The sequence below is a fragment of the Microbacterium sp. CR_7 genome, from assembly GCF_041954755.1.
Lineage (GTDB): Bacteria > Actinomycetota > Actinomycetes > Actinomycetales > Microbacteriaceae > Microbacterium.
The window spans coordinates 1-26,894 of the sequence record NZ_JAVAYF010000008.1 but is presented as its reverse complement, the minus strand read 5'-3'; the positions used below and the strand labels follow the sequence as shown (position 1 = coordinate 26,894).

Sequence of the window (26,894 nt, the reverse complement as noted above, 5' to 3'; positions counted from 1 at the left end):
GCCGTGGTCAGGCGTCGCGACCGCGACGGAAACCGGCGTCGAAACCACGCTCGAACGCGTGGGTGAGGCGGGCGGCGCGGTGGCGACCGTGGCCGCGCTGGGGGCCGAAGCCGTAGCCGCGGCCGGGCTCGAAGCCGTGCTCGTGCTCGCGCGTGCCGTGCTCGCCCCGGTCGTGCTGGCCCCGGTGGTGGGCCGTGCGGTCGTGGGCGGGGTGACCGCGGTGGCCGCAGTCGTGCCCCTGCTCGTGGTCGTATCCGCGACGCGGATCGACGCCGAGACGCGGGTCGAAGCCGTCACGCGGGTCGAAGCCGTGCCGGTGCCCGAAGCCGCGGACGTGACCGAAGGCGCGAGGGCCGCCGAAGCGGTGGCCGCGTCCGTGCCGGTGGTGCCGTCCGCGTCCGCGGGGGAGCGGCGTCTCCTCGTCCCAGCCGAATGCGCGGGCGATGCTCTCGAGGGAGGCCATCGTCGTGGCGAGGTCGTCAGGGGAGACGGCGTCGGTGACCGTCGCGCGGATGCCGTCGACGAGGGCGCCGAGCCGTTCCTTGGTGGCGCGTCCTTCGTCGGTGAGCGCCCAGCCGTCGCCGTCGGCGACGACCCAGCCGCGGTCGACGAGATCGTTCAGCTTGTGCGCCGTGAGCGGGCGGCGGGCGGGGGCAGTGCCGTCGACGACGTTCAGCAGCCGCCAGTCGCGGCGCGTCGCGTGCTCGCCGGCGAAAGCGGCCTCGAACTGCGCGGCCATCAGGCGGTCGATCGCCTTCAACCAGTAGCCGAAGGGGCGGTCAGGGGTCTGCTCGGTGTTCTGTGTGTCGGTGGTGTTCATGGGGTGAGTCCTTAGATGTCAGTGTGCATGTGCTTGTCATAGGGCATGTATATGTAGTGTGACATGCAGTCCGATTACATGTCAAGTCGCATGTAAAATCGAGCTGTGACGACTTCAGATGACGACCCCACCGAGGCGATCGCCCGCGCACTCGCGCGGTTGCGTAGCAGACGCCCGGGCGAGCGGGAGCGGGGTCCGGGCGGGCATGGGCGGCACGGGTGGCACGGCGGACCGCATTCCGACCACGTCGAGCACGCACATCCTGGTCACCCGGGTCACCCGGGTGACCCGGGTCGTCCCGGGATGCCGCCCTGGATGGCCGACCCGTCGGGGCGATTCGGCGGACCGGCGCGGATGCGGATGCTGGAGGCGCTCGCCGCGGCATCCTCTCCCTTGAGTGTGAGTGATCTCGGTGCCGCGATCGGCGTCGATCAGCCGCGGGCTTCCCGCCTGGTCCAGCAGGGCGTCGCGCACGGCTGGGTGCGGCGCGAGGCGGACCCCGACGACGCCCGGCGGACGCGGATCGCTCTGACCGACGAGGGTCGTGCGCTCGCGAAGGGGATGCGCGGCGAGCGGCGGGAGATGTTGGGGAATGCTCTGGCCGCGTTCACCGAGGAGGAGCGGGCGGAGCTGGCTCGGTTGCTGGGCAAGCTGGCCGACAACTGGGGCTCGTAGGTGCGCCCCCGGCGATTACGGGGATATGCCGGAACGATGGTCGCGTGTTTCGGAATACTGCTGTGAACTGGGATAAATCGACCGGTTTTCGCGTCTGAATGTCGGTGGCCGCGGGTTGGATGAGGGCATGTCATCCCGCACCCGCGAACTCCTCGATCAGGTCGTCTCCGACCTCGATCGTGCGCTCGGCGACGACGCGCTCGCCGGAGTAACCGACGAGGAGCGCATCGCGATCATCGCGGCGGCGGGTGCGGTCATGCGGCGCGCTGAGGCGGTCGTCGTCGAGGCGCTCGCCACCGGAGACGCCGTCGACCTGCCGCACCTCGCCGGGTGCCGCTCGCAGAACGAGCTGCTGCAGCGCGCTCTCGCCGTCGAGTCGTCCGCCGCGACACGGTTCGGCCGGGTCGTCGACCTCGTGCGACGCGACGTCAATCTGCTGTCCGGAGAGCGGATGCCGGCGCGATGGCCTGCGCTCCGAGATGCTCTGCTCGCCGGACGGGTCGGGATCGCGGGGATGCTCGCGGCGACCGCGCCGGTGGAGAAGGCGTGGGAGCGCCTCACCGTCGACGAGCGAGCGGGTGCCGACGAATGCCTCGCGGAGGCGGCTCGTGCGGGTGCGAGCGGCGCCGACATCGAGACCGGCGCTGAAGCCGATGAGAGCACTGGCGAGCTCACTGGCACCGACGGCCCGGCCGGCGCGGCGGGGCCGGTGCCGACTCCCGATGACCTGGCGTATCTCGCGCACACGATCGTCGCCGTGCTCGATCCGGACGGCGCTGAGCCCGACGACCGCAATGCGCAGCATCGCCGCGGCATCACGCTGGGGCGGCTTCGTGACGGCCTGCGATCGATCCGCGGATGGCTCTCGCCCGAGGTCGCCGCGCAGCTCGAGGCCGTGATGGATGCGGTCAACAATCCGGCGGGGGAGAGGTCGGCGTCGCGAGTGGCGTTCGTCCCGTCCGAGCGATCAGACGGGGCCGAGGCCGACGATCCAGACCTGTCCGGCTCCGATCCGCTCGACTCCGATCCGTTCGACTCCGACCCCTTCAACTCCGATTCGCGTGCGGTGATCGACGGCGACGCAGAAGCGTCACGATGCGTTCGCTGCCGCGCTCGGCATCGCCGCGCGCCACCGAGACATGCCGACCCTGGGCGGTGCGGCGCCGACACTCGTCGTCACCGTCGACGTGCGGGATCTCGAAGCGGGCGCGGGATGGGCGAGCCTGCCCGGTGCCCACGGCGATCCGCATGGTCAGGTGCCGGTCAGGGTCGCCGCGCAGGCGGGGTGCTCCGGAACGATCCAGCGCGTCACGATGCGCGAGGGGCGGATCGTCGGCATCGACAGCACCGACAGGGTGTTCACCGCGCATCAGCGACGCGCGATCGTCGCTCGCGACAAGGAATGCCTCATTCCGGGATGCCATGTCCCGGCAGCCTGGTGCGAGATCCATCACGTCACCGAGCATGCCCGCGGCGGACCGACGACCACCGACAACGGAGTGCCGCTGTGCTGGTGGCATCACAGATCGCTTGACGGCTCCGGGTGGGAGATCCGCATGAACGACGGCGTTCCCCGGGTACGAGGTCCGGCGTGGTGGGACCGCGAGCAACGATGGCGAACGCCTCGGCTCAGCGCGCCGCCTCGGCTCGTTCGGGCGGGCTAATCGGTGCCGGTGCCGGTGCCGGTGCCGGTGCCGGTTTCGGTGTGGGTGCCGGTGGCGGTGCCCGTGCTGGCACTCGATCCTGCGTTCTCTCCTGCATCTGCGTTCGCTCGTGCGTCGGCGTTCGCTCGTGCGTCCGCGCTCGTCCCGAAGTCCAGCGACGTCTCGTCGTCGACCGACAGCGACAGCACGACCGTCTCGACCACCGGGTGCGACTCGATCTGCCGTTCGACCTTCCGCAGGCGGCGAGCGACGTCGTGCTCGCGCGCATCACCCGCGAGGTCGACCTCCGCGACGATGAACAGCCGGTTCGGACCGACGTACTCGATGTGCAGATACGTGAGCCGTTGGATCTGCGGCGACGTCAGCAGCGCGCGCCCCACCCGCTCCCGCAGAGCCGGCGACGCGTTCGACCCGATGAGGAACGCGATGTTCCGCCGGATCAGGATGAGCGCCACGACACCGAGCAGCACGCCGACGAGGATCGAGCCGACGGCATCCCAGGCCGCGACCCCCGTGATCTGATGCATCGCGATCGCGCCGCCCGCGATCGCCAGGCCGATCAAGGCGGCGGCGTCCTCGAAGAACACCGCCCGCAGGGTGGTGTCGCTCGTCTCGAGCACGTAGTCCCACGTCGACGAACCCCGCTCGCGGGCGAGCTTGCGCGACCGCACGAGCGCCTGTGTGAACGACGCCCCCTCGAGCACGAACGCGATGCCGAGGATCGCGTAGGCGATGCCGGGGCTCTCCACCGGGCCGGAGTCCGACAGCTCCTGCACGCCGTGCATGATCGACACGATCGATCCGGCGGTGAAGATGCCGAACGCGGCGACCAGCGACCACACGAACGCCGCGCGACCGTACCCGAGCGGATGCCGCTCGTCCTTCGCCTTCGCGCCGTGCCGGTCGGCGATGAGCAAGAAGATCTCGTTCCCGGCATCCGCCCACGAGTGCGCGGCCTCGGCGACCATCGACGCCGACGACGTGAGCACGGCCGCCACCGTCTTGGCGATCGCCACGAGGACGTTGGCGAGGAACGCGATGATGACCGTCACGCGGTCAGGCTACTCCCGTCCACGCGGGGTGGGCGCGGCTCAGCGCGCCGTGGCCCTGACCGGCAGAAGCAGGAGGAACCCGGCGATGAGCACGATCACGATCCCGACGATGCCGAACGCCGTCGCGCCGGTCAGAACGATCAGCACCGTCCACGCACCTGACGACATCCAGCTCGCCGCGCGACCCGTCGTCGCGTACAGGCCGAAGATCTCACCCTCCCGGCCAGCGGGCGTGACTCGGGCGAGGAACGAGCGCGCCGCCGCCTGCGCGGGCCCGACGAACGCGCAGAGGATCAGACCGCCGATCCAGAAGACGACCGTCCCGGCATCCACGAGGAAGAACACGGCGAGACCGGCGACGATCATCGAGGCGAGCGACACGAGGATGATGCGCTTCGGGCCGTACGTGTCGTCGAAACGCCCGGCGATGATCGTCGAGACGCCCGCGATGAGGTTCGCCGCGATACCGAAGATCACGAGCTCCAGGAACCCGAACCCGAACACCTGCCCCGCGATGATCGCACCGAACGCGAAGACGCCGCCCAGCCCGTCACGGAACACCGCGCTCGACAGCAGGAACCAGAACGTGTTGCGCGTCTCCGGATTGCGGTACAGGCCGACGACGTCCTTCACCAGCAGCCCGTACGACGCGAAGAAGCCGACCTTGCGGTCGGGACGCCCGAGCGACGGCTCGGGCACGTTGAGGAAGATCGGGATCGAGAACACGATCGCCCAGATCGCGCACCCCACCGCGATGATCCGGAACGGCAGCCCGCCGTCCTCGGGCAGCCCGAACCAGTCGAGCATGTAGAACACGACCACCAGCACGAGGGCGAGGATGCCGCCGATGTAGCCGAATCCCCAGCCGAGACCCGAGATGCGGCCCACCGTCTTCGGGTTCGCGATGCCGATGAGCATCGCGTTCGAGTTCACGGCGGCGATCTCGCCGAACACCGATCCCGCCGAGATCAGCGCCACCCCGAGCCAGAACAGGGCAGGCGTCGGCTCGACGAACCACAGGCCGAACATGCACGCGATGAGCGCACCTGTGCCGATCCCGAGCCACAGCTTCTGCCTGCCGGCCGCGTCAGCGCGCTGACCCAACACGGGCGCGATGAGCAGGATCGCGATCCCCGCGATGGTCGAACCGAGACCGAGGCCCGAGGCGAGGTCGGCCTCGGCCGCCAGTCGTACCGGATCCTTGTCGCCGAGGGCTGCGACGTCGGCGGGCAGGAACGCCTCGGTCGTCAGGTACAGCGCCGTGAAGATGAACGTGAGGATGACGGTGTTGAACGGCTGCGTCGCCCAATCCCACAGCGCCCATGAGAACACCTGCTTCTTGGGTGCGGGGGTGTCGCCGCGCAGATCGAGGCCGATGACGCCGACCGCGCCGCTGTTCGCCGTCGCGGCGGGGTCGGGTACCGCGCCGCTCTGCGGGGATTCGCTCATCCTCGCAGTCTGGCGGCGCGCGGTGAACGGACGGTGACGGCGCGCCGTTCAGCCCTGCCCGACCAGCCGGGTGAGCGCGGGCGCATGCAGGGTGCGGGCGTAATCCTCCTTAAGCACCGCCAGATGCAGCCACGCCTCGATGCGCGTGACGCCGGGAAGCGACCGCAGTCGCTCCAGGCTCGCGTACAGCGCCCCCGCCGACGGCTCGACGAGGGTCGCCACCGCGTCGAAGCGGCCGAGGGTGCGCGCCGCGAAGTCGATGCCCCGCCCGGTGCGCAGCTCCTCGATCACCGCATCGTCGTCGTGGTTGAGGTTCAGGCCCACGCCCATCGACAGCTGCCGGTGCGCGAGACCGCGCGCCTCGACCGCGCTGATCTTGATCACGCCGCCGTCGATGAGCCGCTGCACCCGGGTCGCCACTGCCGACGGCGAGAGCCGCACCGCCTCGCCGAGTGCGCGAAAGCTCATCCGCCCGTCCGACTGCAGGTGCTCGATGAGGTCCTCGTCGATCGTGTCGAGCGTCACGTCGCCGTGGTATTCCGACACGAAGAACCCCTTCACGACCGTCGAGTAGATGATCGTGTTGATGTCGAGCACGCCCCCGATCGCGCGGATCTGCGCGAGCAGGTCGTGCAGCTCCGCCATCGACCCGAGGCGCACCTCCGTGACCAGGTCGTGCGCTCCGCCGACCGCCGACACGAGCACGGTCTCGCTCATGTCACGCAGGTGCTCGGCGACCACCTCCACCGATCCGTCGGTGCGGATCGACACGTGCGCGAGCACGTGCTGCCCCAGGAACACCGGGTCGACCGCGGCGACCACCCGCACCGTGCGGTCGTCGAGCATCGTCCGCAGCCGCGCCGCCACGGCCGCGCGCGACTGACCGAGTCGCACCGACAGCGAACGGATGCTGGCGCGACCGTCCTCCTGCAGGGCGCGGATCAGTTCGGCGTCGAAATCCATGGGTCAGCCCACATTCGTCAGTTTCCCGCGAACGCGCGGATGCGCGCACACATCTGCAGTGTAAGCGCACTCACCACGGGCGGGAAGGCGAGAGATGCGTCACCTGGCAGTCAGAAGTCCAGTGAATCGTCTGTCACGCTGGAGTTCTGGTCTTGTCGCAGACCCGGTCCCGTCCGTAGCATCCTTCGCTATCCGAACACTTCCGCAAAGGAGCGGGCCTCATGGCTTCCACCCACAGCAAGGCGCGGCGCGCGGGCATCGCCGCCTTCGTCGGCACCACCATCGAGTGGTACGACTTCTACGTCTACGCGACCGCCGCGGCGCTCGTCTTCGGCCCGCTGTTCTTCCCGAGCGGCGACCGTCTCGCCGAGACCGCCGCCGCGTTCGCGACCTTCGCCGTCGCGTTCCTCGTGCGTCCCCTCGGCGGCATCATCTTCGGCCACATCGGCGACAAGCTCGGCCGCCGCGTCTCGCTCGTCATCACGCTGCTGCTGATGGGCGTCGCGACGGTGCTGGTCGGCTGCCTGCCCACCTACGAGAACATCGGCATCCTCGCGCCGATCCTCCTCATCCTGCTCCGTGCGATCCAGGGTCTCGCGGTGGGCGGCGAGTGGGGCGGTGCCGTGCTCATGAGCGTCGAGCACGCGCCCGAGAAGTCGAAGACGTTCTACGGCGGGTTCACCCAGCTCGGCAATCCGGCCGGTGCGCTGCTCGCCTCGGGCATCTTCGCGATCATGTCGCGCGGCGGCGAGGACTTCATCATCGACGGCGGCTGGCGCATCCCGTTCCTCCTCTCGATCGTGCTCGTGGGCGTCGGCCTCTGGGTGCGGTACCGCGTCGAGGAGTCGCCGGTCTTCGAGAAGAAGATCGAGGGCCGCAAGCAGTCCATGCCCCTCGCCTTCGCGCTGCGCGCCAACTGGAAGCCGATCCTGCTCGGCATCGGCATCCTGCCCATCTCCACCGGCGGCTACTACCTGGCCACGACGTTCGCGACCGCGTACGCCACCGGCGAGCCCATTGCGATCAGCGAGCAGGTCATCCTCGACGCCATGACGATCGCCTCGTTCGTCGAGTTCCTCGTGACCCTCCCGGTCGCCTGGCTGGGCGACAAGTGGGGCCGCAAGAACGTCATGTACATCGGCCTCGTGACCTCGGTGCTCACGTTCGTGCCTTTCCTGCTGATCATGCCGGGCCGCGTCGAACCGCTCATCTTCCTGTTCGCCTCGCTCGTGCGCATCGCGATGAGCGCGACCTACGCGCCGATCGCCGCGATCCTCGCGCAGATGTTCCGGCCGCAGGCCCGCTATACGTCGATCGCTCTGTCGTACGGCGTCGGCGCCGCGGTGTGGGCCGGCTTCTCGCCCTGGTTCGCGACGCAGCTCATCGCCTGGACCGGCAGCGTCTGGTCGGTGATCGCGATGTTCATCGGCATGGCGATCATCGCGGGCATCTGCACGCGTCTCGCGCCGCAGCACTCCGACGAGGCGCCGGTCACGGCATCGTTCACCGCCCGCACCGACACGACGGCGAACCGGCTCCCCTGACCCGCGCCGCTCCCGCCCCACCCCGACCGCATCGACAGCGAACAGGCCCATGAGAAAGCTCACCCCCTTCGACCGCTCCGCCCAGACGACGCCGCGACTGATCACGGCCCGAGCGATCCACACGGTGGATGCCGACGCCACCACCGCGACGGCCCTGCTCACCGACCGCGGTCGGATCGTCGCGATCGGCTCCCTCGCGGAGTGCGAACAGGCGGCGGAGCGGGCGGGACTGCGCCCCGAGCGGGTAGACCTGGGCGATGCGGTCGTGGTGCCGGGCTTCGTCGACGCGCACGCGCACCCGCTGATGTTCGGCCAGATGATGACGTGGGTGGACTGCGGGCCCGAGAAGGCCGGCAGCATCCCCGAGATCGTGGCGCTGCTGTCGGCCGCGGCGGCCGAGGCCCCGGCCGGACGACCGGTGCGCGGGTACGGCTACGAGCAGCGCAACCTCGCCGAGAAGCGGCACCCCACCCGGTTCGAGCTCGACGAGGTCGCCCGCGACCGCGAGGTGTACCTCATGAACGCCTCGGGTCACGGCGGCGTCGTGAACTCGTACACGCTCGACCTGAACGGCGTCGACCGCGACACCCCGAACCCCGACGGCGGCGAGTTCTTCCGCGACGCCGGCGGCGAGCTGACGGGAGAGCTGTCGGATGCCGCGTGCAACATCCTCACCGGCGTGCACGGCGTGAAGATCGGCCATCACGGTCCCAACTTCCATCTCGCCGACGAACCGGAGGAGCACCTCAGGCAGCTGGATGCCGCGACGCAGCGCTTCCTCGCCGGCGGGGTCACGTCGATCGGCGACTGTCAGGTCACCCGGCGCGAGTTCGACATGTACCTGCGGCTCGCCGAGGCCGGACGCCTCGAACTGCGCGTGTCGATGTACCTGCTGTCGCACCTGCTCGACGAGGCGCTCGAGATGGGCCTGGTCGGACAGTTCGGCAACGCGCACCTGAGCTTCGCGGGCATCAAGTTCTACGCCGACGGCACGCTCGGCGGGTGGACGGCGTACTTCCCCGACGGCTACGTCGGCGACCCGTGCCGCACGGGGCAGCTCTACCACGAGCCCGCCGACTACGCGGCGCTCATCGCGAAGGCGCACGCGGCCGGACTGCAGACCGCCACGCACGCCCAGTCGCCCACGGCGATCGAGATGGTCGTGTCGGCGATCGAGGCGGCACTCGCCGCGCATCCTGATGCCGACGCCCGTCACCGCATCGAGCACTGCGGCCTGCCGACCCCCGAGCAGATCGAGCGGATGGCCGCGTCGGGCATCCGTCCCGTGAACCAGACTCAGCACTACTTCAACTGGGGTGAGGGCGTCGAGGAGGCCATCGGCACCCCCGGCGAGCGCTTCAACCCGCTCGGCGAGTTCGAGCGCGCCGGCGTGCCGATGACGATCTCGTCGGACGCGCCGGTCGCCGAGCCGATCCCGCTCGAGGCCATCCAGACCGCCGTCACGCGGGTCACGCGGCGCGGTCACAAGCTCGGCTCGGATGATCTGCGCATCTCGGCCGCAGCCGCGCTCCGCGCGCACACGTACGAGGGAGCGGTGTCGATCGGCCGCGAAGACGACCTGGGCTCGCTCGAGGTCGGCAAGTACGCCGACTTCGTCGTGCTGTCGGACGACCCGCTCTCGGTGGCCGGTGTGGACATCGCGCAGATCGCCGTGCGCGAGACCTGGGTCGACGGCGAGCGGCGGTACCGTGCCTGAGGTGAACGCCGTCTCCGCAGCCGCTCCCGACCACTCCGACACCGCGGGGCGGGCGGTGCTCGAGACCATCCGCGGGTACGGCGTCGACGCCGTGTTCGGCATCCCCGGCACGCACAACCTCGAGCTGTACCGACCGCTCGCCGACCTCGGCATCCGCGTCGTGACGAACCGTCACGAGCAGGGTTCGGGCTACGGCGCCGACGGCTGGGCTCAGCAGACCGGCCTGCCCGGCGTCGTCATCACCACCTCGGGGCCCGGCCTGCAGAACGCCATGAGCGCGATCGGCACGGCCTTCTGCGAGTCGCGTCCGCTCCTCGTCGTCTCGCCGGGAGTGGCACTCGGCGCCGAGTTCGCCGACGTCGGCACGCTGCACGAGACGAAGGACGCCACGGCCATGGTCAGTGCGATCGCCGAGTGGTCGCGCCGGGTCACGAGCGCGGCGGAGGCGGTGGATGCCGTGCACGACGCGTTCGCTCTGTTCCGCACCGGCCGTCCGCGCCCCGTGCACATCGAGATCCCGCTCGACGTCCTCGAGGCGCCGGCCGGCGTGCCCGCCGAAGCGCGTCGTCCGCGGCCCCTCCCGCCGCGTGCGTCGGGCGACCCCGCAGCGCTCGCCGAGGCGGCCCGACTCCTCGGCGGCGCCGAGCGTCCGGTCATCGTCGCCGGCGGCGGATCGACGGATGCCGCGCACGAGCTCACCGCGCTCGCCGAACGCCTCGGAGCACCGGTGCTGACGACCCTGAACGGCAAGGGCGTCGTCGACGAACGGCATCCGCTCTCCCTCGGGTCGAACCTGCGCCTGGCCGCCGCCCGCGCGGTCGCCGAGGACGCTGACGTGCTGCTCGTGGTCGGGTCGAAGCTCGGCGAGGCCGAGCTGTGGGCCCCGCGGCTCGAGGCCACGGGCTCGGTCGTGCGGGTCGACATCTCCCCGGCGCAGCTCGACAAGAACCTCGCCGCGACGGTCGGCCTCGTCGGAGACGCCGCCGCCGTGACCGGCGAGCTGCTGCGCCTGCTGCCGGCCGGTCAGCGGACCGCACGCGATATGACCGCCGAGCGTGCGGCGATCGAGCGGGAGTCCCGTGAGACGGCTCCCGAGGCCGTCGCCCTCGCCGAGCTCATCGCAGAGGCCCTGCCCGACGACGCGATCGTCGCCGGCGACTCCTCGCAGATCGTGTACATGGCGCTCGGCAGCGTGTTGCCCTCATCCCGACCGCACGCACTGCTGTACACGCCGACCTACGCGACCCTCGGCTACGGACTCCCGGCCGCGATCGGCGCGCGCGTGGCGCAGACCGAGCATCCGGTCGTCACGGTGATCGGCGACGGCGCGCTCATGTTCTGCGTCAACGAGCTCGTCACCGCGGTCGAGCAGCGCCTCGACGTGACCGTCGTGTGCGTCGACAACGGCGGGTACGCCGAGATCCGCCAGAACGAGGTCGACCGTGGCATGGAGCCCGTCGGGGTCGACCTCGTGCAGCCGGACTGGGCCGCGCTCGCCGCCGCCTTCGGCGCGCAGGGGCGTCGTATCGAGCGTCGCGACGACGTCGTGCCCGGCATCCGCGACGCGATCGCGGCCGGCGGGGTGCAGCTCGTGCATCTCCCGCAGCACCTCCTCGACTGATCACACCCCCGCTTCCGAGACGAACAGGAACGACCATGACCGACCCCATCGGCCCCATCGACGCCTCCGCGAACCCCCGTTACTCCGGCATCGCGACCTTCGCGCGGCTGCCTCGGATCGAAGACGTCGAGCGCGCCGACATCGCGGTCGTCGGCATCCCCTTCGACTCCGGGGTGAGCTACCGCCCCGGCACGCGCTTCGGTCCTTCGCACGTGCGCGAGTCGTCGCGACTGCTGCGGCCGTACAACCCCGCGCAGGACGTGTCTCCGTTCGAGCTGGCCCAGGTGGTGGATGCCGGCGACATCCCGGTCAACCCGTTCGACCTGACCGAGGCGGTCACCGAGGTCGAGACGGCAGCGCGCGCCCTGGGCGAGCAGGTGCAGCGCATCGTCACGATCGGCGGCGACCACACGGTCGCGCTGCCGCTGCTGCGGGCGGTCGCAGCGAAGCACGGGCCGGTCGCCGTGCTGCACTTCGACGCCCACCTCGACACGTGGGACACGTACTTCGGCGCCCCGATCACGCACGGCACGCCGTTCCGCCGGGCGAGCGAGGAGGGGCTGATCGACCTGACCACCAGCTGCCACGTCGGCACGCGGGGGCCGCTGTACTCGAAGCAGGACCTCGAGGACGACGCCCGCCTCGGCTTCTCGATCGTGTCGAGCGAGTACATCGAGGAGCACGGCGTCGAGGCCGGCATCCAGCGCATCCTGCAGCGCGTCGGCGACCGGCCGCTGTACGTGTCGATCGACATCGACGTGCTCGACCCCGCGCACGCGCCCGGTACCGGAACCCCCGAGGCCGGCGGTCTCACGAGCCGCGAGCTGCTGCGCATCCTCCGGGCGCTGCGCGACCACGACATCGTCGGCGCCGACGTCGTCGAGGTGTCGCCCGCGTACGACCACGCGCAGATGACCGGGATCGCGGCGAGTCACGTCGTCTACGAGCTCGTGACCCTGCTCGCCGCGCGCCTGGCACGGGACTGACCCGGAACTCCGGGCCTGCATCCCGTTCCTGTCGCACCTCGTGCCGCCGGGCTGGGCAGTCAACTCGTTCCGGTCGCACTTCGCGCCGCCCGTGAGCCTCCGCGACGGCACGAACTGCGACGGGAGCGAACGGGTCCGCCTCCGAGGCGGCCCGAACTGCGACGGGAGCGAATGACCGCACCCGCACTCACCCGAACGACACCGCCACCAGCTCGGCGAACAGCTCCTCGGCGTCGCAATCGACGCGACGGCGGGCGAACCAGTCGCACACGTTGACGCAGTCGCGGTGCAGAAGGTCGAGACCCTGTGGGTTCGCGATGACGTCGACGATCTGCGGCAGGTCGATGACTCGCACGCGGTCCTCGTGCACGAGCAGGTTGTACGCCGAGAGGTCGCCGTGCGCGAAGCCCGCGGCGGCGAACACGCGCATGAGGTCGACGACCTGCGAGAAGTACTCGGTGAGCTCAGTGTGGCTCGAGCGCACCTGGGAGAGGCGCGGGGCGGCAGCGCCGTCGGCATCCCCCAGGAACTCCATGAGCACCTCCGTCCCGTTCACCTGCACGGGGTACGGGACAGGAGCTCCGAGCTGGTGCATCCGGCTCAGCGCCGCGAACTCGGCGAACGACCACTGGGCTGCGGCGACCTCGCGACCGTGGGTGGACTTCTTCGCCAACGCCCGGGTGTCGCGGGTGTTCCGCGTCGCACGGCCCTCGGTGTAGATCGCCGACCGGTGGAAACCGCTGCGGTCGCTGTCGCGGTACCGCTTGGCCGCGAGCAGCGTGCGCCGACGCGGATCGCCGGGCACTGCTCGTTCGATGAGGAAGACGTCGGCCTCCTTGCCGGTCTTGAGAATGCCGAGTTCTGTGTCGAGAGCGCCGGCGCTGGTCACGACCCATCCGGGTCTCGGCTCAGGGCCTCGCTCGGAAGGAGTGACGGACGGCCAGGTCGTCCATCTCTGGTTGACGCCGGGCTCGACGTCGGCGAACACGGGAACGGCCTCGAAGGGAGAGGCGTCGAAGACGAAGGATGCTTCGGAGGAAGCGGAGTGATCAGACACGGTGTGGCTCCGGGGAGAGGGAGGCCACGCGCGGATCAGGAGCGGGCGGCCTCGGGAAGGATGTCGGCGAGGGGCGCGACGAAGACGGTGTTCATCTCAGCGGCTCCTCTCCTGTGGCCTTCCGGGCGGGTCCCGGTGCGTCGTCGAGCCTAGAGCGCGAGACGGATGCTGTCCAGACCCGCTGTCCGGACCCCGCTGTCCGGGCCCCGCTGTCCGGGCCCAGCTGTCCGGACGAACGGTCGGATGCCGTGGACGCCCCGTCGGGCGGGCGCGCCGCAGCCCGACGATGCTGGAGGAATGACCACGACCGCCCCCGTTCCCGTGACGACCTCCCGCGCCGACGGCATCCGCTACGGCGGACTCGTCGTGCTGATGCTGATGGGCTTCCTGCTCGTCACGGCCGAGTTCCTTCCCAACGGCGTGCTCACCGAGATGGCAGACGCGCTCGGCGTCACGCCCGGTCAGGCGGGGCAGACCGTGACGGTCACCGCGCTGGTCGGCCTCGTGGTCGCCCCCACGGTCGGCCTGATCTTCCCGCGGCTCGATCGGCGGTCGCTGCTCGTGTGGATGGCGCTCGCCGCGGCGGTGTCGAACCTCGTGGTCGCGATCGCGCCGAACCTCGTGATCGTGCTCCTCGCACGGTTCCTGCTCGGGGCCGCGATCAGCGCCTTCTGGGCCATGTCGATCACGGTGGCGGTGCGTCTCGCCGGGCCCGAGCACCTCGGCCGCGGGGTCATGTTCACCTCGGCGGGGGTCTCGCTCGCGACGGTCGCCGGCGTGCCGCTCGGCGTCATGCTCAGCGAGTTCGTGAACTGGCAGACGGTGTTCGCGATCGCCGGCGTGCTCATGGTGCTGCTGGCCGTGGCGCTGCGGTTCGCGCTGCCGTCGGTGCCGGCCGAGCAGGCGTCCAGCATCCGACTCCTCGTCGACACCTTGCGCCGACCGGGCATCGGGCTCGGCATGGTCGGCCACGTGTTCGTCGTGCTCGGGCACTTCCTCGCCTACACGTACGTGCGACTCGCGCTCGAGCGGATCCCCGACGTCGACGCCTCCACGATCGTGGTGCTGCTCGCGTTGTTCGGTCTCGGCGGTCTCGCGGGCAACCTGTCGATCGGGTTCATCATCGACCGCCGCTTCGCGTTCTTCGCCGTGTTCGCACCCGCCGTGATCGCGGTGTCGGTGCTGTCGATGATCCTGCTCTCCCGCACCGTCATCGGGGTCGGGATCGTCGTGCTCGTGTGGGGCTTCTTCTTCTCGTCGTGGCTGCTCGTCGCGAACACCTGGGTCGGACACCGCATGCCGGACCGGCTCGAGGCGGGCGGCAGCCTGGTCGTCGTCGGGTTCCAGGGCGCCATCACGCTCGCGGCCGGCGTCGGCGGACTGCTCGTCGACACCCTGAGCGTCGAGGCTGTCTACGTGATCGGCGCCGTCGTGCTCGTGCTGGGTGCGGTGCTGTTCGGGGCGTCGAACCGGGTCAGTTCGCGCGCGGCGCTCGGGGCGCTCGGCTGAGGGGCCCGGGAAACGCAGACCGCAGGGTGTCACGACGGCGTGTCGCGGGCCGACACGCCGCGTTCCGCGCCGGGGACCCGGGTTCTCCGGGCGGGGTCAGGCACGGACCGGGGGGCTCAGACAGGGACGGCGGGCTCAGACAGGGACGGCCGCGCGCGACGCCCGCCAGGCCGACGGCGTCAGCCCCGTGCGGCGACGGAACGCCCGGCTGAATCCCTCGTCCGACGCATAGCCCAGCTCGCGTGAGGTCTCCGACACGGACCGGCCGGCGGACAGCATTCCCTTGGCCACGTCGATGCGCACCTCGGTGACGTAGTCGGCGGGCGAGCGGCCGATCGCGTGGCGGAAGCGCTCGGCGAACGCCGACCGCGACATCGCGCCCACGGTCGCGAGGCTCTCCACGGTCCACTCGCGACCGGGCTGCTCGTGGATCGCCGCGACGACGCGGTCGAGGAACGGATCGGGGGATGCCGAGGGCCAGCCCTCCGGCGCGCAGCCGTTCGACGCCCACGCCCGGATGACCGAGAGGAGCACGGTCTTCGCCATCATGCGGCAGATCAGCGGATCGCCCTGGCGCGCGGGGGAGCCGGGAGGGTCGGTCGGCCCCATGCTGCCGGCGAGCGCGGCGGCCGCGGGCTCGAGTGCGTCGAACGCGGTCACGGTGATCGGATCCGGCATGCCGGCGACGAGCGTCCGTGCAGCGTCGGAGAACTCGAGATCGAAGACGACCAGGTCGGCCTGCTCGTCGGCCTCGAGCGCGAACGCGGTGCGCCCCAGCGTGAGGAATGCGTCGCCGACGGTGAGGGCCGTGTCCGCCGGGCGGTCGTCGACCTCGATGAGTGTCGAGACGCGGTCGACGTCGAGACGGCATCCCGTGTTCAGCGGCGGGTGTCCGTGCACCGTGCCCTCCGCGATGTAGACGAGGGTCGCCGCCCCCGCTGGGAGCGGGAGCCGGTCACCGGGGCGCAACGCGGCGCGGCGGGCGACGCCGACCGTGAGGTCGACGCCGTCGAGCACCCGGGTGAGGGCGGAGGGAACGGTCGTCACCATGCCTTCGGCAACGTCTGCGCGGCGACCGGTATTCCGATTCGAGCGTCGACGCGCCCCCGGTTACGCTGGCAGGACACCCATCCGAGGAGTTCCGTGTTCCGCTCACCCGGCCGTCTGTTCCGTGTTCTGGCGATCGCGGAGGCGATCACCTGGACCATCCTCATCGCGGCGATCATCGCCCGCGCGCTCGGCGCTCCCGGCATCGTGGTGACGGTGGGCGGCGGCATCCACGGGTTCGTGTTCCTCGCCTACGGCGCGACCGCCGTGCTGGTCGCCCTCAACCAGCGCTGGCACGTCGGAGTCGCGGTCGTCGCGATCGCGAGCGCCGTCGTGCCGTACGCGACGATCCCCGCCGAGATCTGGCTGCACCGCACCGGTCGGCTGACCGGGGAGTGGCGCCTCGCCGCGACCGACGACCCGCGCGACGCCCGCTGGTACGACCGTCTGATGCGCTGGTTCCTGCAGCGGCCGTGGGTGCTGGCGATCCTGCTCGTGGTCGCGATCGTGGCGCTGTACGTGATCCTGCTGCTCGTGGGTCCTCCCGGCGGCAAGTAACAGCGCACTCCGCTTGCACACCTGCGCGCACCGCACGGTATATAGCGCTGTGTGACGCCCCGTATGACGCCCCGTGACGAATTGCGTCGGGCGTGTCGCCGGTGATCGAGGGTTCCCCTAGCGTTCTGACGCGGTCGTTCGACCGGCATCCGTCCCCGCATCCGAGGATCCCCCATGCACTCATCCCGAGCACGGCGCAGCGGTGCGCTCATCATCACGGCAGGTCTGGCTTTCGGTCTCAGCGCCTGCGCGATCTCCGACGGCAGCGCGGGCGGCGGTTCGTCCGACGACCAGACGCTGACGTTCTGGAGCTACTACCAGGGCACCCAGGCCGACTGGCTGCAGGCGCAGGCCGACGAGTTCGAGAAGAACAACCCCGGGGTCACGGTCGACATCGTCGAGACGGTCGGCGACCAGCAGGATCAGAAGCTGCTCGCCTCGGTCGCGACCGGCGACACCCCCGATCTGTTCATCAACAACATCGTCGTCGACTACCCGACCCTCGTCGCCGGCGGCGTCACGGCCGACCTCACCGAGTACTGGGAGGGCTTCGCCGACAAGGACCAGTTCGCGGAGTCGGCCGCCTGGTCGACCGACGACAAGGTCTACAACCTCCTGCCCTTCACCAACCTGATCGGGCTGTACTACAACCAGGACATCCTGACCGAGGTCGGCATCGACGCCCCTCCGACCACGCTCGACGAGCTGCAGACCGACCTCGAGGCCGTCAAGGCCCACGGGCAGTACCAGGGCATCGCACTGTCGGGTGCGCCGACGGTCGAGGGGGCCTGGCTGTTCGCTCCCGAGCTGCTGGGCCTCGGCATCGACTACTGCAACTTCGAGGGACCCGAGGTGGAGGCCGCGTTCCAGCGCGCCGAGACCTGGGCGAAGGCCGGCTACACCCCGCAGGCGACCGCGACGTGGGACCAGAACGACTCGTGGCAGCAGTTCGCGACCGGCGACTACGCCTTCGGCATCAACGGCAACTGGCAGCTCGGCAATGCGGCGGAGGCGTCGTTCGAGTGGGGCACGACGCAGTACCCCGCGCCGGCGGGAGGCGAGAGCATCGTCTACCCGGGCGGTGAGGGCTTCGGCATCGGCGCGAACTCCGACAAGAAGGACCTCGCCTGGAAGTTCCTCGAAGAGGCGGTGCTGACACCCGAGGCGGGCGAGTCGATCTTCGAGATCGCGGGGTCGATCCCGGTGCGCGCGGACGTCGCCGAGCTTCCCGCCATCAAGGAGAACGTCGCCGTGCAGCCGTTCGTCGCCGCGGCGCAGACCTCGGGCTCGTGGCCCAGGAACGAGAACACCGCCAACATCCAGACCGTACTCGGCGAGGCCGTGTCGAGCGTGATCTCCGGCCAGACATCGGCGGCGGAGGCCAGCGCGGCGGCGATCGCCGACATCAAGGCCGCGATCGAGGACGGCGGCGGCGGCTGCTCGTGAGCTCCTCCCTCTCCCTGACGGATGCGGGGCGCCCGACCGGGCGCTCCGCTTTCGCGCGCGCGCTCTCCCGCACGCCGATCTGGTTCCTCGTGCCCGCGATCGGTCTGCTCGGGGGCTTCGCGGTGTACCCGCTCATCGTGCTCGTGCGCATGGCGCTCAGCGATGTGGGGCCGAGCAACATCGTGGGGGAGTGGCCGTTCACCGGGCTCGAGAACTTCGCCGCGGTGCTGGGCGACGACGAGATCTGGCTCGCGCTGCTGCGCACGATCGGCGTCGCAGCGGTGCTGCTCGTCTCGAACTTCGTGCTGGGCTTCGTGGGCGCATCGATCCTCTCGGTGGGCGGTCGCGTGACCGAGACCGTGCTCGCGGTGATGGTGTTCGTCTGGGCGCTGCCTCCGATCGTGTCGGGAAGCGCCTTCTCGTTCCTGCTCGACGATCGCGGCCCGATCAACGACGCGCTGGGCGCCCTCGGCATCCCCCCGGTGTCGTGGCTGAGCTCGCCGGATCTCGCGCTGTGGTCGGTCACCGGCATCATCGCGTGGGCGGCGCTTCCGTTCTCCGTGCTGGTCATCCGGGGCGCCCTCCTCGCCGTGCCGGTCGACCTCGTCGAGGCCGCCGCTCTCGACGGCGCGGGCTACTGGCGCACCCAGGCGCGCATCGTGCTGCCGCAGGTGCGCCCGACGCTCGGCATCCTCGCGATCCTCACCGTGCTGTACGCGTTCAAGAGCTTCGACTTCTTCTACGTGACCACACAGGGCGGTCCGGGGACGACGACCAACACGCTGCCCGTGCTGGCGTACAACACGGCGTTCTCCGGGTTCGAGATGAGCACCGGCGCCACGATCGCGCTGGTGTCGATGCTCGCGGTCGCGATCTTCGCCGTGCCGTACATCCGCGCCGTGCGGCGGGAGGAGCACGCATGATCAGCCGCCCCGCCCGCACACTGTTCCGCGCGCTCGCCGTCGTCCTGGGCCTGGCGTACCTGCTGCCCCTGCTCTGGATCGTGCTGACCTCGCTCAAGACGAAGCAGCAGGTGCTCGAAGAGCCCAACGGTGTGATCTTCACGCCCACTCTCGACACCTACGCGAACGTGATCGGCGACGGGCTCGGCGCCATCCTCACCTCGGTGCAGATCGGCATCGGGGTCACCGCGGTCACGCTTCTCATCGCGGTCCCCGCGGCCGCGGCGCTCGCCCGTCGGGTGTCGCGCGGCTGGAATCGCGTCATCACGGTGTTCCTCGCGGCCCTTCTGGTGCTGCAGATGGTGCCGCAGCCCATGACGGTGATCCCGCTGTACAGCGTGCTGGCGTCGTGGAAGCTGCTGGGCTCGCTCGGCGGAGTGATCGTCGCCGACATTGCTCTGCTGCTGCCGTTCGCGATCATGCTGCTGCGGCCGTTCGCGCTCGCCATCCCGGGGGCGCTCTACGAGGCCGCCGAGCTCGACGGCGCCGGGCGCTGGCGCACCTTCCGCTCGCTCACCGTGCCGCTGCTGGGCAACGGCATCCTCACCGTCGTGTGCATCGTGTTCATCTCGGCCTGGGGGGAGTTCGTGTACGCGATCAACTTCCTGCCGCAGGGCGTGGTGCTCCCGGTGAGCGGACTGCTCGCACAGCAGAACTCGACGTACTCGGCCGAGTGGAACAGCCTCATGGCGCTCGCCGTCATCACCTCCCTGCCCCTGTTGCTGTTGTTCGTCGTGTCGCAGCGACGCCTGATCGCCGGGCTCTCGCTCGGCGCCGTGAAATGACCGTGTGAGATGAGAGATCATGCCTGACCTGTCCCCGGAGTTCCTCCAGCGCCTGCGCAAGGGCGCCGCCACGCGCGATCAGGTGCGCGAGCTGCCACGCGCCGAGATCCGGGAAGTGCTCGACTCGGGTTTCGGCAGCGCGCGGGTGCCCGCATCCGCCGGGGGCGAGGGAGTGAGCGCGGCGATCCTGTTCGCACGGCTGATCGATCTCGCCGCGGCCGATTCGAACGTCGCGCACGTGTTCCGAGGTCACCTCGCCGTCGTCGAGCAGCAGTGGTTCGAGCCGGATGCCGCGCGCCGCAGCGCTTGGTACGAGCGAGTGCTCGCCGGCGACCTGGTCGGCAACGCGCAGTCCGAGCAGACCGCGACGTCCGACATCGCGACGACGCTCACCGAGCGCGACGGCATCTTGCGCCTCGACGGGCGCAAGTACTACACGACGGGCAGCCTCTACGCCGACTGGATCGACCTCTCCGCCCGCTACCGCGGCGAAGACCATCAGGTGATCGTCTCGACGCACGTCGAGGGTGTGGAGTCGGTCGACGACTGGGCCGGGTTCGGGCAGCGCCTCACCGGCAGCGGCACGACGACGTTCACCGACGTCGTCGTCGACCCGGCGCTCGTGCGACCCTATGCGCTCGATGACGACGGGTTCCGGCATCCGTATCTGATGGGGTTCTTCCAGCTCGTGCTGCTCGCGGTCGTCGCCGGCATCGGACGGGCCGCGGTCGACGACGCGGTGGCGTTCGTGCAGCCGCGTCGGCGCATCTTCGGCTACGGGGGCGAGGCGTTCCCGCGCGAGGATCCCCTGGTGCAGGCGGTCGTCGGGCGGCTGTCGTCGGCGGCGTTCGCCGCCCGTGCGACGGTGCTGGAGGCCGCCCGCTCTCTCGATGCGGCCCTCGACGGGTATCGCGCCGGAGACCCGGATGCCGCGGCCTTCACCCGCGCCCAGCTCGACGTCTACCGCGCGCAGCAGACCGTGCTGCCCACGGTGATCGCAGCGACCGCCGAGCTCTTCGAGGTGGGCGGGGCGTCGTCGGTCGATACCGGCCGCGGCCTCGATCGGCACTGGCGCAACGCGCGCACGATCGCCACGCACAACCCGTCGGTGCAGCGGCAGCGCGCTCTCGGCGACTGGGAGTTGAATGGGGTGGTGCCCGCCTTCAATCAGCCTCAGCCGTCCACCCGTCCGGTCACGGCCTCATGACGAAGCGCCTGATCGTCAATCTGTTCGAGATGGCGACCCCGGGGCACATCACCCACGGTCTGTGGCGGCAGCCCGACAACCAGCGCGAGCGCTACGCCGACATCGCGTACTGGACCGAACTGGCGCGGATCGCGGAGGACGCCGGCTTCGACGCGATCTTCCTCGCCGACGTCGTCGGGGCGTACGACGTGTACGACGACAGCTTCGAGCCGGCGCTGGAGCGCGGACTGCAGATACCCAATCTCGACCCGCTGCTGCTCGTGGCGGCGATGGCGGCGGTCACCGACCACATCGGCTTCGGCGTCACGTTCTCGACGACGTACGAGCCCCCGTTCGCGTTCGCGCGGCGCATGGCCACCCTCGATCATCTGACCGGCGGTCGGGTGGGCTGGAACATCGTCACCTCGTACCTGCCGAACGCCGCGCGCAACTTCGGTCTCGCCGACCAGATCGAGCACGACACCCGCTATGAGATCGCGGCCGAGTACGTCGAGGTCCTCTACAAGCTGTGGGAGGGCTCGTGGGACGACCACGCGGTCGTCGTCGACAAGGACGCCGGGGTGTACAGCCGGCCGGGATCCGTGCGTGCGATCGACCACGACGGCGAGCACTTCCGTGTCGCAGGCCCTCATCTCAGCGAGCCCTCGCGCCAACGGGTGCCGGTGCTGTTCCAGGCATCCGCGTCGAAGGCCGGGATCGCGTTCGCCGCGCAGCACGCCGAGGTGCTGTTCACCGCCGATCGCCCGCCGGGTGCGCTCGAGCGCAACATCGCCGCGATCCGCGACGAGAGCGTTCGGCGCGGCCGTCGGCCCGACGACACGCGGTTCCTGGTGATGGCGACCGTGATCGTGGGGCGCACCGAGGCGGAGGCCCGCGAGAAGCTCGAACGCTATCGCTCGTTCCGCGACTCCGAGGGGCCTTTCATCCACATGAGCGTGCCGTTCCATCCGCTGGATCACCCGGCCGACATCACCGTGCGCGAGGCCCTCGAGCGGGAGGGGCGGCACGACGTGATCGAGGCCGGCGGCCTGCCCCTGCACCTCACGGTGGGGCAGTTCGCCGCGGCGGTCGACGAGGCCTGGGACTCGCGGTTCTTCGCGGTCGGCGACCCGCAGCAGGTCGCCGACGTCATCGAGGGCTGGCTCGACGACGATGGGATCGACGGCATCAACCTGCGCCAGTACCACTCGTTCGACACGGCGCGCGACTTCGGTGAGCTGGTCGTGCCCGAGCTGCGGCGGCGCGGGCGGATGCGTGAGCGGTACGAGCCGGGGGAGACGCTGCGGGAACGGATCTTCGGCGAGGGTCCGCGCGTTCCGGACCGGCATCCTGCCGCGCGGTACCGCGGAGGTGAGAACCTCTAGCCGCTCCACCCGATCAAAGTTGAGCCGATTCATATCAAGTTTGTTTGACAGCATCCGACCTCCGGAGTACAGTTGAGCCATCGCGACTCAGGTTTCCCTGATCGCCCCGGACTTTCCGGCCATCAGACTCAGCAACACAAAGGAGAAGAACATGGCACGTGCTGTAGGAATCGACCTCGGTACGACGAACTCCGTCGTCAGCGTCCTCGAGGGCGGCGAGCCGAAGGTCATCGCCAACGCCGAGGGCTTCCGCACGACCCCCTCGGTCGTCGCGTTCACGAAGGACGGCGAGGTGCTCGTCGGCGAGACCGCGAAGCGCCAGGCCGTCACCAACGTCGACCGCACCATCGCGTCGGTCAAGCGTCACATCGGCACCGACTGGTCGTTCGACGTCGACGGCAAGAAGTGGACGCCGCAGGAGATCTCCGCGCGCATCCTCCAGAAGCTGAAGCGCGACGCCGAGTCCTACCTCGGCGACACGGTGACGGATGCCGTCATCACGGTCCCCGCGTACTTCAACGACGCCGAGCGTCAGGCCACCAAGGAGGCCGGCGAGATCTCGGGCCTCAACGTCCTGCGCATCATCAACGAGCCGACCGCCGCCGCTCTGGCCTACGGCCTCGACAAGGGCAAGGAGGACGAGCTCATCCTCGTCTTCGACCTCGGTGGCGGAACCTTCGACGTCTCCCTCCTCGAGGTGGGCAAGGACGACGACTTCTCGACCATCCAGGTGCGCGCGACCGCCGGTGACAACCGCCTCGGCGGCGACGACTGGGACCAGCGCCTGGTCGACTACCTGATCAAGCAGTTCAAGGAGACCACGGGCGTCGACGTCTCGGGTGACAAGATCGCCCTGCAGCGCCTCAAGGAGGCAGCGGAGCAGGCGAAGAAGGAGCTCTCCTCCTCGACCTCGACCAGCATCAACCTGCCGTACCTGTCGCTGACCGAGTCGGGCCCGGTGTCGCTGAGCGAGACCATCACCCGCGCGAAGTTCGAGGACCTCACGAAGGACCTGCTCGACCGCACCAAGAAGCCCTTCGAGGACGTCATCCGCGAGGCCGGCATCAAGGTCGCCGACATCGACCACATCGTGCTGGTCGGTGGATCGACCCGTATGCCCGCCGTGGCCGAGCTCGTCAAGCGCGAGACCGGCAAGGAGGCCAACAAGGGCGTCAACCCCGACGAGGTCGTGGCCGTGGGCGCAGCCCTGCAGGCCGGTGTCCTCAAGGGCGAGCGCAAGGACGTGCTGCTGATCGACGTCACCCCCCTGAGCCTCGGCATCGAGACCAAGGGCGGCATGATGACCAAGCTCATCGAGCGCAACACGGCCATCCCGACCAAGCGCAGCGAGACCTTCACCACGGCCGACGACAATCAGCCGTCCGTCGCGATCCAGGTCTTCCAGGGCGAGCGCGACTTCACGCGTGACAACAAGCCGCTCGGCACGTTCGAGCTGACCGGCATCGCGCCGGCTCCCCGCGGCATCCCGCAGATCGAGGTCACGTTCGACATCGACGCCAACGGCATCGTGCACGTGTCCGCGAAGGACAAGGGCACCGGCACCGAGAAGTCGATCGTCATCTCCGGCGGCTCGTCGCTGTCGAAGGAGGACATCGAGCGCATGGTGCGCGAGGCCGAGGAGCACGCCGCTGAAGACAAGCAGCGCCGCGAGGCCGCCGAGGTCCGCAACCAGGCCGAGACGCTCGCGTACTCGATCGACAAGCTGCTGACCGAGAACGACGACAAGCTGCCCGAGGACGTGAAGACCGAGGTCAAGGCCGACGTCGACGCGCTCAAGACGGCGCTCGCCGGCGACGACGACGAGGCCGTGAAGACGGCGTTCGACAAGCTCAACCAGTCGCAGTCGAAGATCGGCGAGGCCCTGTACGCCTCCTCGCAGGCGGAGGGCGCTCCGAGCGCCGGCGCCGAGGGCGACGCCCCGGCCGGCGACGGCTCCTCCTCCGACGAGGACGTCATCGACGCCGAGGTCGTCGACGACGAGGACGAGAAGAAGTAATCATGACGGACAAGAACTTCGACGACGACGAGGTTCGCAGCGAGGGGTCGGATGCTCAGGCATCCGGCCCCGAGCCGCAGAACCAGGACTCCCGCGAGGCGATGGCCGCCGAGGGGTCGGACGAGACGCCGGTCGACGGCGCCCCCGACGACCTCACGGTCGACGACATCCTCAATGCGGGACAGACCGAGGAGGCCGCGGCAGGCGACGCCGCGCTGGCGGATGCCGAGGACGCGCTGCTGCACGATCTCAAGCGCCTGCAGGCCGAGTACGCCAATTACCGCCGCCGCACCGAGGAGCAGCGTCAGGTCGAGATCGAGCGCGCGAAGGGCGAGGCCGCCAAGGGGCTCATCCCCGTGCTCGACGATCTCGCCCGCGCGGCCCAGCACGGCGACCTCGTCGAGGGCACGCCCTTCGCCGTGATCGCCGACAAGGTGCGCGCCGTGGTCGATCGCCTCGGTGTGGTCTCGTACGGCGAGAAGGGTGAGGAGTTCGACCCGCAGCGCCACGAGGCCATCTTCCAGCAGCCCACCCCCGGCGCCACGACCCCCACGATCCTCGAGGTGGTGGAGGTCGGATACCGCCTCGGCGACGTCGAGCTGCGGCCAGCGAAGGTCGTCGTCGCCGTACCTGCCGAGTAGGTGATGAATGGCTAGCCAGGACTGGTTCGACAAGGACTTCTACAAGACCCTCGGGGTCTCGAAGGACGTCAGCGACGCCGATCTCAAGAAGACGTACCGCAAGCTCGCACGCAAGTACCACCCCGACTCCAATCAGGGTGACGAGAAGGCGGAGGCGAAGTTCAAGGAGATCAGCGAGGCGTACTCGGTGCTCTCCGACTCCGAGCAGCGCAAGGAGTACGACGAGATCCGCGCCATGGGCTCGGGCGCCCGCTTCACGGCGGGCGGCCAGTCCGGCGGCGGCTTCGAAGACGTCTTCAGCCGGTTCGGCCAGCAGGGGCGCGGACAGTCCGCCGACTTCGAGGACATCTTCGCGATGTTCAACCAGGGGCAGGGCGGTTCGTTCGGCTCCGGCCGGTTCGGTCAGACCTCCGGTGGGTTCCGCGGCTTCGGCGGCCCCCAGCGGGGCGCCGATGTCACCGCGCGCACCACGCTCGACTTCGTCACCGCCGTGCAGGGCGAAACCATCACCCTGCAGGGCGAAGACGGCAAGCCGTTCAAGGTGAAGATCCCCGCCGGCGTCTCCGACGGACAGAAGATCCGCCTGCGCGGCCGGGGGCGCCCGTCGCCGGACGGCGGCGAGAGCGGCGACATCGTGGTGCAGATCACCGTGCGACCGCATCCCGTCTTCACCCGTGACGGCCTCAACCTGCGGATCGTGGTTCCGGTCACGTTCACCGAGGCCGCGCTCGGTGCGACGATCGAGGTTCCGGCCCTTGGTGGCGACACGGTGAAGCTGCGCGTCGCGCCCGGCACACCCTCCGGTCGCGTCCTGCGCGTCAAGGGTCGGGGTGTCACCACATCCAAGGGCACCGGGGACCTGCTCGCCGAACTCCAGATCGCGGTGCCGTCGCACCTCGACGAGGAGGCCAAGGAGGCGCTGCAGAAGTTCCAGGCCCTCGAACCCACGGAGAACCCCCGCGCCGACCTCATGGCCAAGGCGCGGCGATGACCATGACGACGATCACGAACACCGGACGGAAGAAGGTGACACTCCATGGCTGACATGCAGATGGACGCCGACACCCCGGTGTTCGCGATCGCCGTCGCGGCCGAACTGGCCGGGATGCACCCGCAGACCCTGCGGCAGTACGACCGGATCGGGCTCGTGGTGCCGGGCCGGACCTCCGGCGGCTCTCGCCGCTACTCGACCCGCAACATCGAGCAGCTCCGCGAGGTCGCGCAGCTCTCGTCGGAGGGCATGAGCCTTCCTGCCATCGCCCGACTGCTCGATCTGGAAGACGAGAATCGGATGCTGCGCCGCCGTGTGTCCGAGCTCGATGCCGCCCTGCGCGCGGAGCGGGAGAGCCGCCCGGGGGTCAGGGTCTTCGCCGCGGGCTCGTCGGGTGTCGTGCCGATGCCCAGCGGGCGTCGCCTTCGCCGATCCACCGACGTGGTGCTCTGGCACCCGGGCAGCGGTCGCGGCTGAACGCACGTGCCTGATCCGCCTCGACACGCCCGGCGGATCAGCGCGATTTGCCGGACTCGCGGATCCCACGTAAGTTATTACCTGTTCGCCCCACAGGGAAGCGGAGAGGCCGAAGAGCTTCACCCCCCTCAAGCGGAGAACCACCTCCCTCAGATCAGCTCCTCGGAGCGGGTCGCGGACACACTTCTGTCCGACGTGGGAGCTTCCCGAACGGGACGGCGGTCGATTTGACAGCCAGAACGGAACGGATAAACTAGTGAAGTTGCCTCGGCGCGATCAGCGCCTGGCACGGAACTGCTCCTGAGCTTCACGGCGTGTCGATTTGACAGCCGGAAAGACACA

At 69.9% G+C, this 26,894-nt stretch carries 24 protein-coding genes and 1 pseudogene; 18 read left to right on the top strand and 7 right to left on the bottom strand.

The features are described 5' to 3' along the window. Nucleotides 1-7 precede the first annotated feature (7 nt). On the bottom strand, nt 8-820 hold the full coding sequence (locus RAC81_RS15635; RefSeq protein WP_375083207.1) for a hypothetical protein: 813 nt from the start codon (nt 818-820) through the stop codon (nt 8-10). Between the two features lie 105 nt (nt 821-925). Between RAC81_RS15635 and RAC81_RS15630 the strand changes: the two genes are divergently transcribed. Then, on the top strand, nt 926-1,495 hold the full coding sequence (locus RAC81_RS15630) for a MarR family winged helix-turn-helix transcriptional regulator (protein WP_375083206.1): 570 nt from the start codon (nt 926-928) through the stop codon (nt 1,493-1,495). A 130-nt stretch (nt 1,496-1,625) separates the two neighbouring features. Here RAC81_RS15630 and RAC81_RS15625 read toward each other — a convergent pair whose 3' ends face one another. Continuing rightward, complete coding sequence (locus RAC81_RS15625) at nt 1,626-2,300, bottom strand: hypothetical protein (RefSeq protein WP_375083304.1); 675 nt, start codon at nt 2,298-2,300, stop codon at nt 1,626-1,628. Here RAC81_RS15625 and RAC81_RS15620 point away from each other — a divergent pair. Both RAC81_RS15620 and RAC81_RS15615 read left to right on the top strand, forming a co-directional pair. Next, nucleotides 2,205-2,426 (top strand): annotated as a pseudogene (locus RAC81_RS15620) (DUF222 domain-containing protein); the annotation flags it as partial. The gene RAC81_RS15625 and the pseudogene RAC81_RS15620 sit on opposite strands and share 96 nt — an antisense overlap. A 187-nt stretch (nt 2,427-2,613) precedes the next feature. Beyond that, nucleotides 2,614-3,159 carry an HNH endonuclease gene (locus RAC81_RS15615; RefSeq protein ID WP_375083301.1) on the top strand — a complete coding sequence of 182 codons (546 nt, stop codon included), beginning with the start codon at nt 2,614-2,616 and terminating at the stop codon, nt 3,157-3,159. Here the strand turns inward: RAC81_RS15615 and RAC81_RS15610 are convergent. From RAC81_RS15610 to RAC81_RS15600, 3 genes are read right to left on the bottom strand one after another with little or no spacing between them, the layout of a single operon-like run. After that, nucleotides 3,156-4,211: a cation diffusion facilitator family transporter gene (locus RAC81_RS15610; RefSeq protein ID WP_375083205.1), complete on the bottom strand. Its 1,056-nt coding sequence runs from the start codon at nt 4,209-4,211 to the stop codon at nt 3,156-3,158. The genes RAC81_RS15615 and RAC81_RS15610 overlap by 4 nt on opposite strands. Before the next feature lie 39 nt (nt 4,212-4,250). Continuing rightward, nucleotides 4,251-5,660 (bottom strand): MFS transporter, encoded by a 1,410-nt coding sequence (locus tag RAC81_RS15605; protein ID WP_375083204.1) that lies wholly within the window; start codon nt 5,658-5,660, stop codon nt 4,251-4,253. Nucleotides 5,661-5,708: 48 nt separating this feature from the next. Next, nucleotides 5,709-6,623 (bottom strand): Lrp/AsnC family transcriptional regulator, encoded by a 915-nt coding sequence (locus RAC81_RS15600; protein ID WP_341933104.1) that lies wholly within the window; start codon nt 6,621-6,623, stop codon nt 5,709-5,711. A 221-nt stretch (nt 6,624-6,844) separates the two neighbouring features. Here RAC81_RS15600 and RAC81_RS15595 point away from each other — a divergent pair, with 221 nt between their 5' ends. The 4 genes from RAC81_RS15595 to speB are packed head-to-tail and all read left to right on the top strand — an operon-like array spanning nt 6,845 to nt 12,491. Next, nucleotides 6,845-8,167, top strand: coding sequence for an MFS transporter (locus RAC81_RS15595; protein ID WP_375083203.1), 1,323 nt, complete (start codon nt 6,845-6,847; stop codon nt 8,165-8,167). Nucleotides 8,168-8,216: 49 nt separating this feature from the next. Next, nucleotides 8,217-9,884: an amidohydrolase gene (locus tag RAC81_RS15590; RefSeq protein ID WP_375083202.1), complete on the top strand. Its 1,668-nt coding sequence runs from the start codon at nt 8,217-8,219 to the stop codon at nt 9,882-9,884. A 1-nt stretch (nt 9,885) separates the two neighbouring features. Further along, the gene (locus RAC81_RS15585; protein WP_375083201.1) at nt 9,886-11,505 is read left to right on the top strand and encodes a thiamine pyrophosphate-binding protein; all 1,620 of its coding nucleotides are present in this window, start codon (nt 9,886-9,888) and stop codon (nt 11,503-11,505) included. A gap of 35 nt (nt 11,506-11,540) precedes the next feature. Next, nucleotides 11,541-12,491 (top strand): agmatinase, encoded by a 951-nt coding sequence (speB, locus tag RAC81_RS15580; protein ID WP_375083200.1) that lies wholly within the window; start codon nt 11,541-11,543, stop codon nt 12,489-12,491. A 187-nt stretch (nt 12,492-12,678) separates the two neighbouring features. Here speB and RAC81_RS15575 read toward each other — a convergent pair whose 3' ends face one another. Further along, nucleotides 12,679-13,548: a serine protein kinase RIO gene (locus RAC81_RS15575; RefSeq protein ID WP_375083199.1), complete on the bottom strand. Its 870-nt coding sequence runs from the start codon at nt 13,546-13,548 to the stop codon at nt 12,679-12,681. 297 nt (nt 13,549-13,845) lie between these two features. On the opposite strand from RAC81_RS15575, the gene RAC81_RS15570 reads away from it, so the two are divergent. After that, nucleotides 13,846-15,057, top strand: a complete 1,212-nt coding sequence (locus RAC81_RS15570; protein WP_375083198.1) for an MFS transporter — start codon at nt 13,846-13,848, stop codon at nt 15,055-15,057. A gap of 135 nt (nt 15,058-15,192) precedes the next feature. Here RAC81_RS15570 and RAC81_RS15565 read toward each other — a convergent pair whose 3' ends face one another. After that, nucleotides 15,193-16,107 (bottom strand): helix-turn-helix domain-containing protein, encoded by a 915-nt coding sequence (locus tag RAC81_RS15565; protein WP_375083197.1) that lies wholly within the window; start codon nt 16,105-16,107, stop codon nt 15,193-15,195. A 93-nt stretch (nt 16,108-16,200) separates the two neighbouring features. On the opposite strand from RAC81_RS15565, the gene RAC81_RS15560 reads away from it, so the two are divergent. The 10 genes from RAC81_RS15560 (at nt 16,201) to RAC81_RS15515 (ending at nt 26,552) form a co-directional block, all read left to right on the top strand. Further along, complete coding sequence (locus tag RAC81_RS15560; protein WP_375083196.1) at nt 16,201-16,662, top strand: DUF3817 domain-containing protein; 462 nt, start codon at nt 16,201-16,203, stop codon at nt 16,660-16,662. Between the two features lie 174 nt (nt 16,663-16,836). Next, nucleotides 16,837-18,108: an ABC transporter substrate-binding protein gene (locus RAC81_RS15555; RefSeq protein WP_375083195.1), complete on the top strand. Its 1,272-nt coding sequence runs from the start codon at nt 16,837-16,839 to the stop codon at nt 18,106-18,108. Next, complete coding sequence (locus tag RAC81_RS15550; protein ID WP_375083194.1) at nt 18,105-19,031, top strand: carbohydrate ABC transporter permease; 927 nt, start codon at nt 18,105-18,107, stop codon at nt 19,029-19,031. The genes RAC81_RS15555 and RAC81_RS15550 overlap by 4 nt, the downstream gene beginning before the upstream one ends. Then, the gene (locus RAC81_RS15545) at nt 19,028-19,855 is read left to right on the top strand and encodes a carbohydrate ABC transporter permease (RefSeq protein ID WP_375083193.1); all 828 of its coding nucleotides are present in this window, start codon (nt 19,028-19,030) and stop codon (nt 19,853-19,855) included. The genes RAC81_RS15550 and RAC81_RS15545 overlap by 4 nt, the downstream gene beginning before the upstream one ends. Before the next feature lie 19 nt (nt 19,856-19,874). Continuing rightward, entirely contained in the window at nt 19,875-21,062 is a 1,188-nt protein-coding gene (locus RAC81_RS15540) for a hypothetical protein (RefSeq protein WP_375083192.1), read from the top strand. Further along, entirely contained in the window at nt 21,059-22,426 is a 1,368-nt protein-coding gene (locus RAC81_RS15535) for an NtaA/DmoA family FMN-dependent monooxygenase (protein ID WP_375083191.1), read from the top strand. Before RAC81_RS15540 ends, RAC81_RS15535 begins: the two co-directional genes overlap by 4 nt. A gap of 151 nt (nt 22,427-22,577) precedes the next feature. After that, nucleotides 22,578-24,443: a molecular chaperone DnaK gene (gene dnaK / locus RAC81_RS15530; protein WP_375083190.1), complete on the top strand. Its 1,866-nt coding sequence runs from the start codon at nt 22,578-22,580 to the stop codon at nt 24,441-24,443. A gap of 2 nt (nt 24,444-24,445) precedes the next feature. After that, entirely contained in the window at nt 24,446-25,084 is a 639-nt protein-coding gene (locus RAC81_RS15525; protein ID WP_375083189.1) for a nucleotide exchange factor GrpE, read from the top strand. Nucleotides 25,085-25,091: 7 nt separating this feature from the next. Further along, nucleotides 25,092-26,075: a DnaJ C-terminal domain-containing protein gene (locus tag RAC81_RS15520; protein ID WP_375083188.1), complete on the top strand. Its 984-nt coding sequence runs from the start codon at nt 25,092-25,094 to the stop codon at nt 26,073-26,075. Nucleotides 26,076-26,120: 45 nt separating this feature from the next. Continuing rightward, entirely contained in the window at nt 26,121-26,552 is a 432-nt protein-coding gene (locus RAC81_RS15515) for a heat shock protein transcriptional repressor HspR (RefSeq protein WP_375083187.1), read from the top strand. The last annotated feature ends 342 nt before the right edge of the window (nt 26,553-26,894 follow it).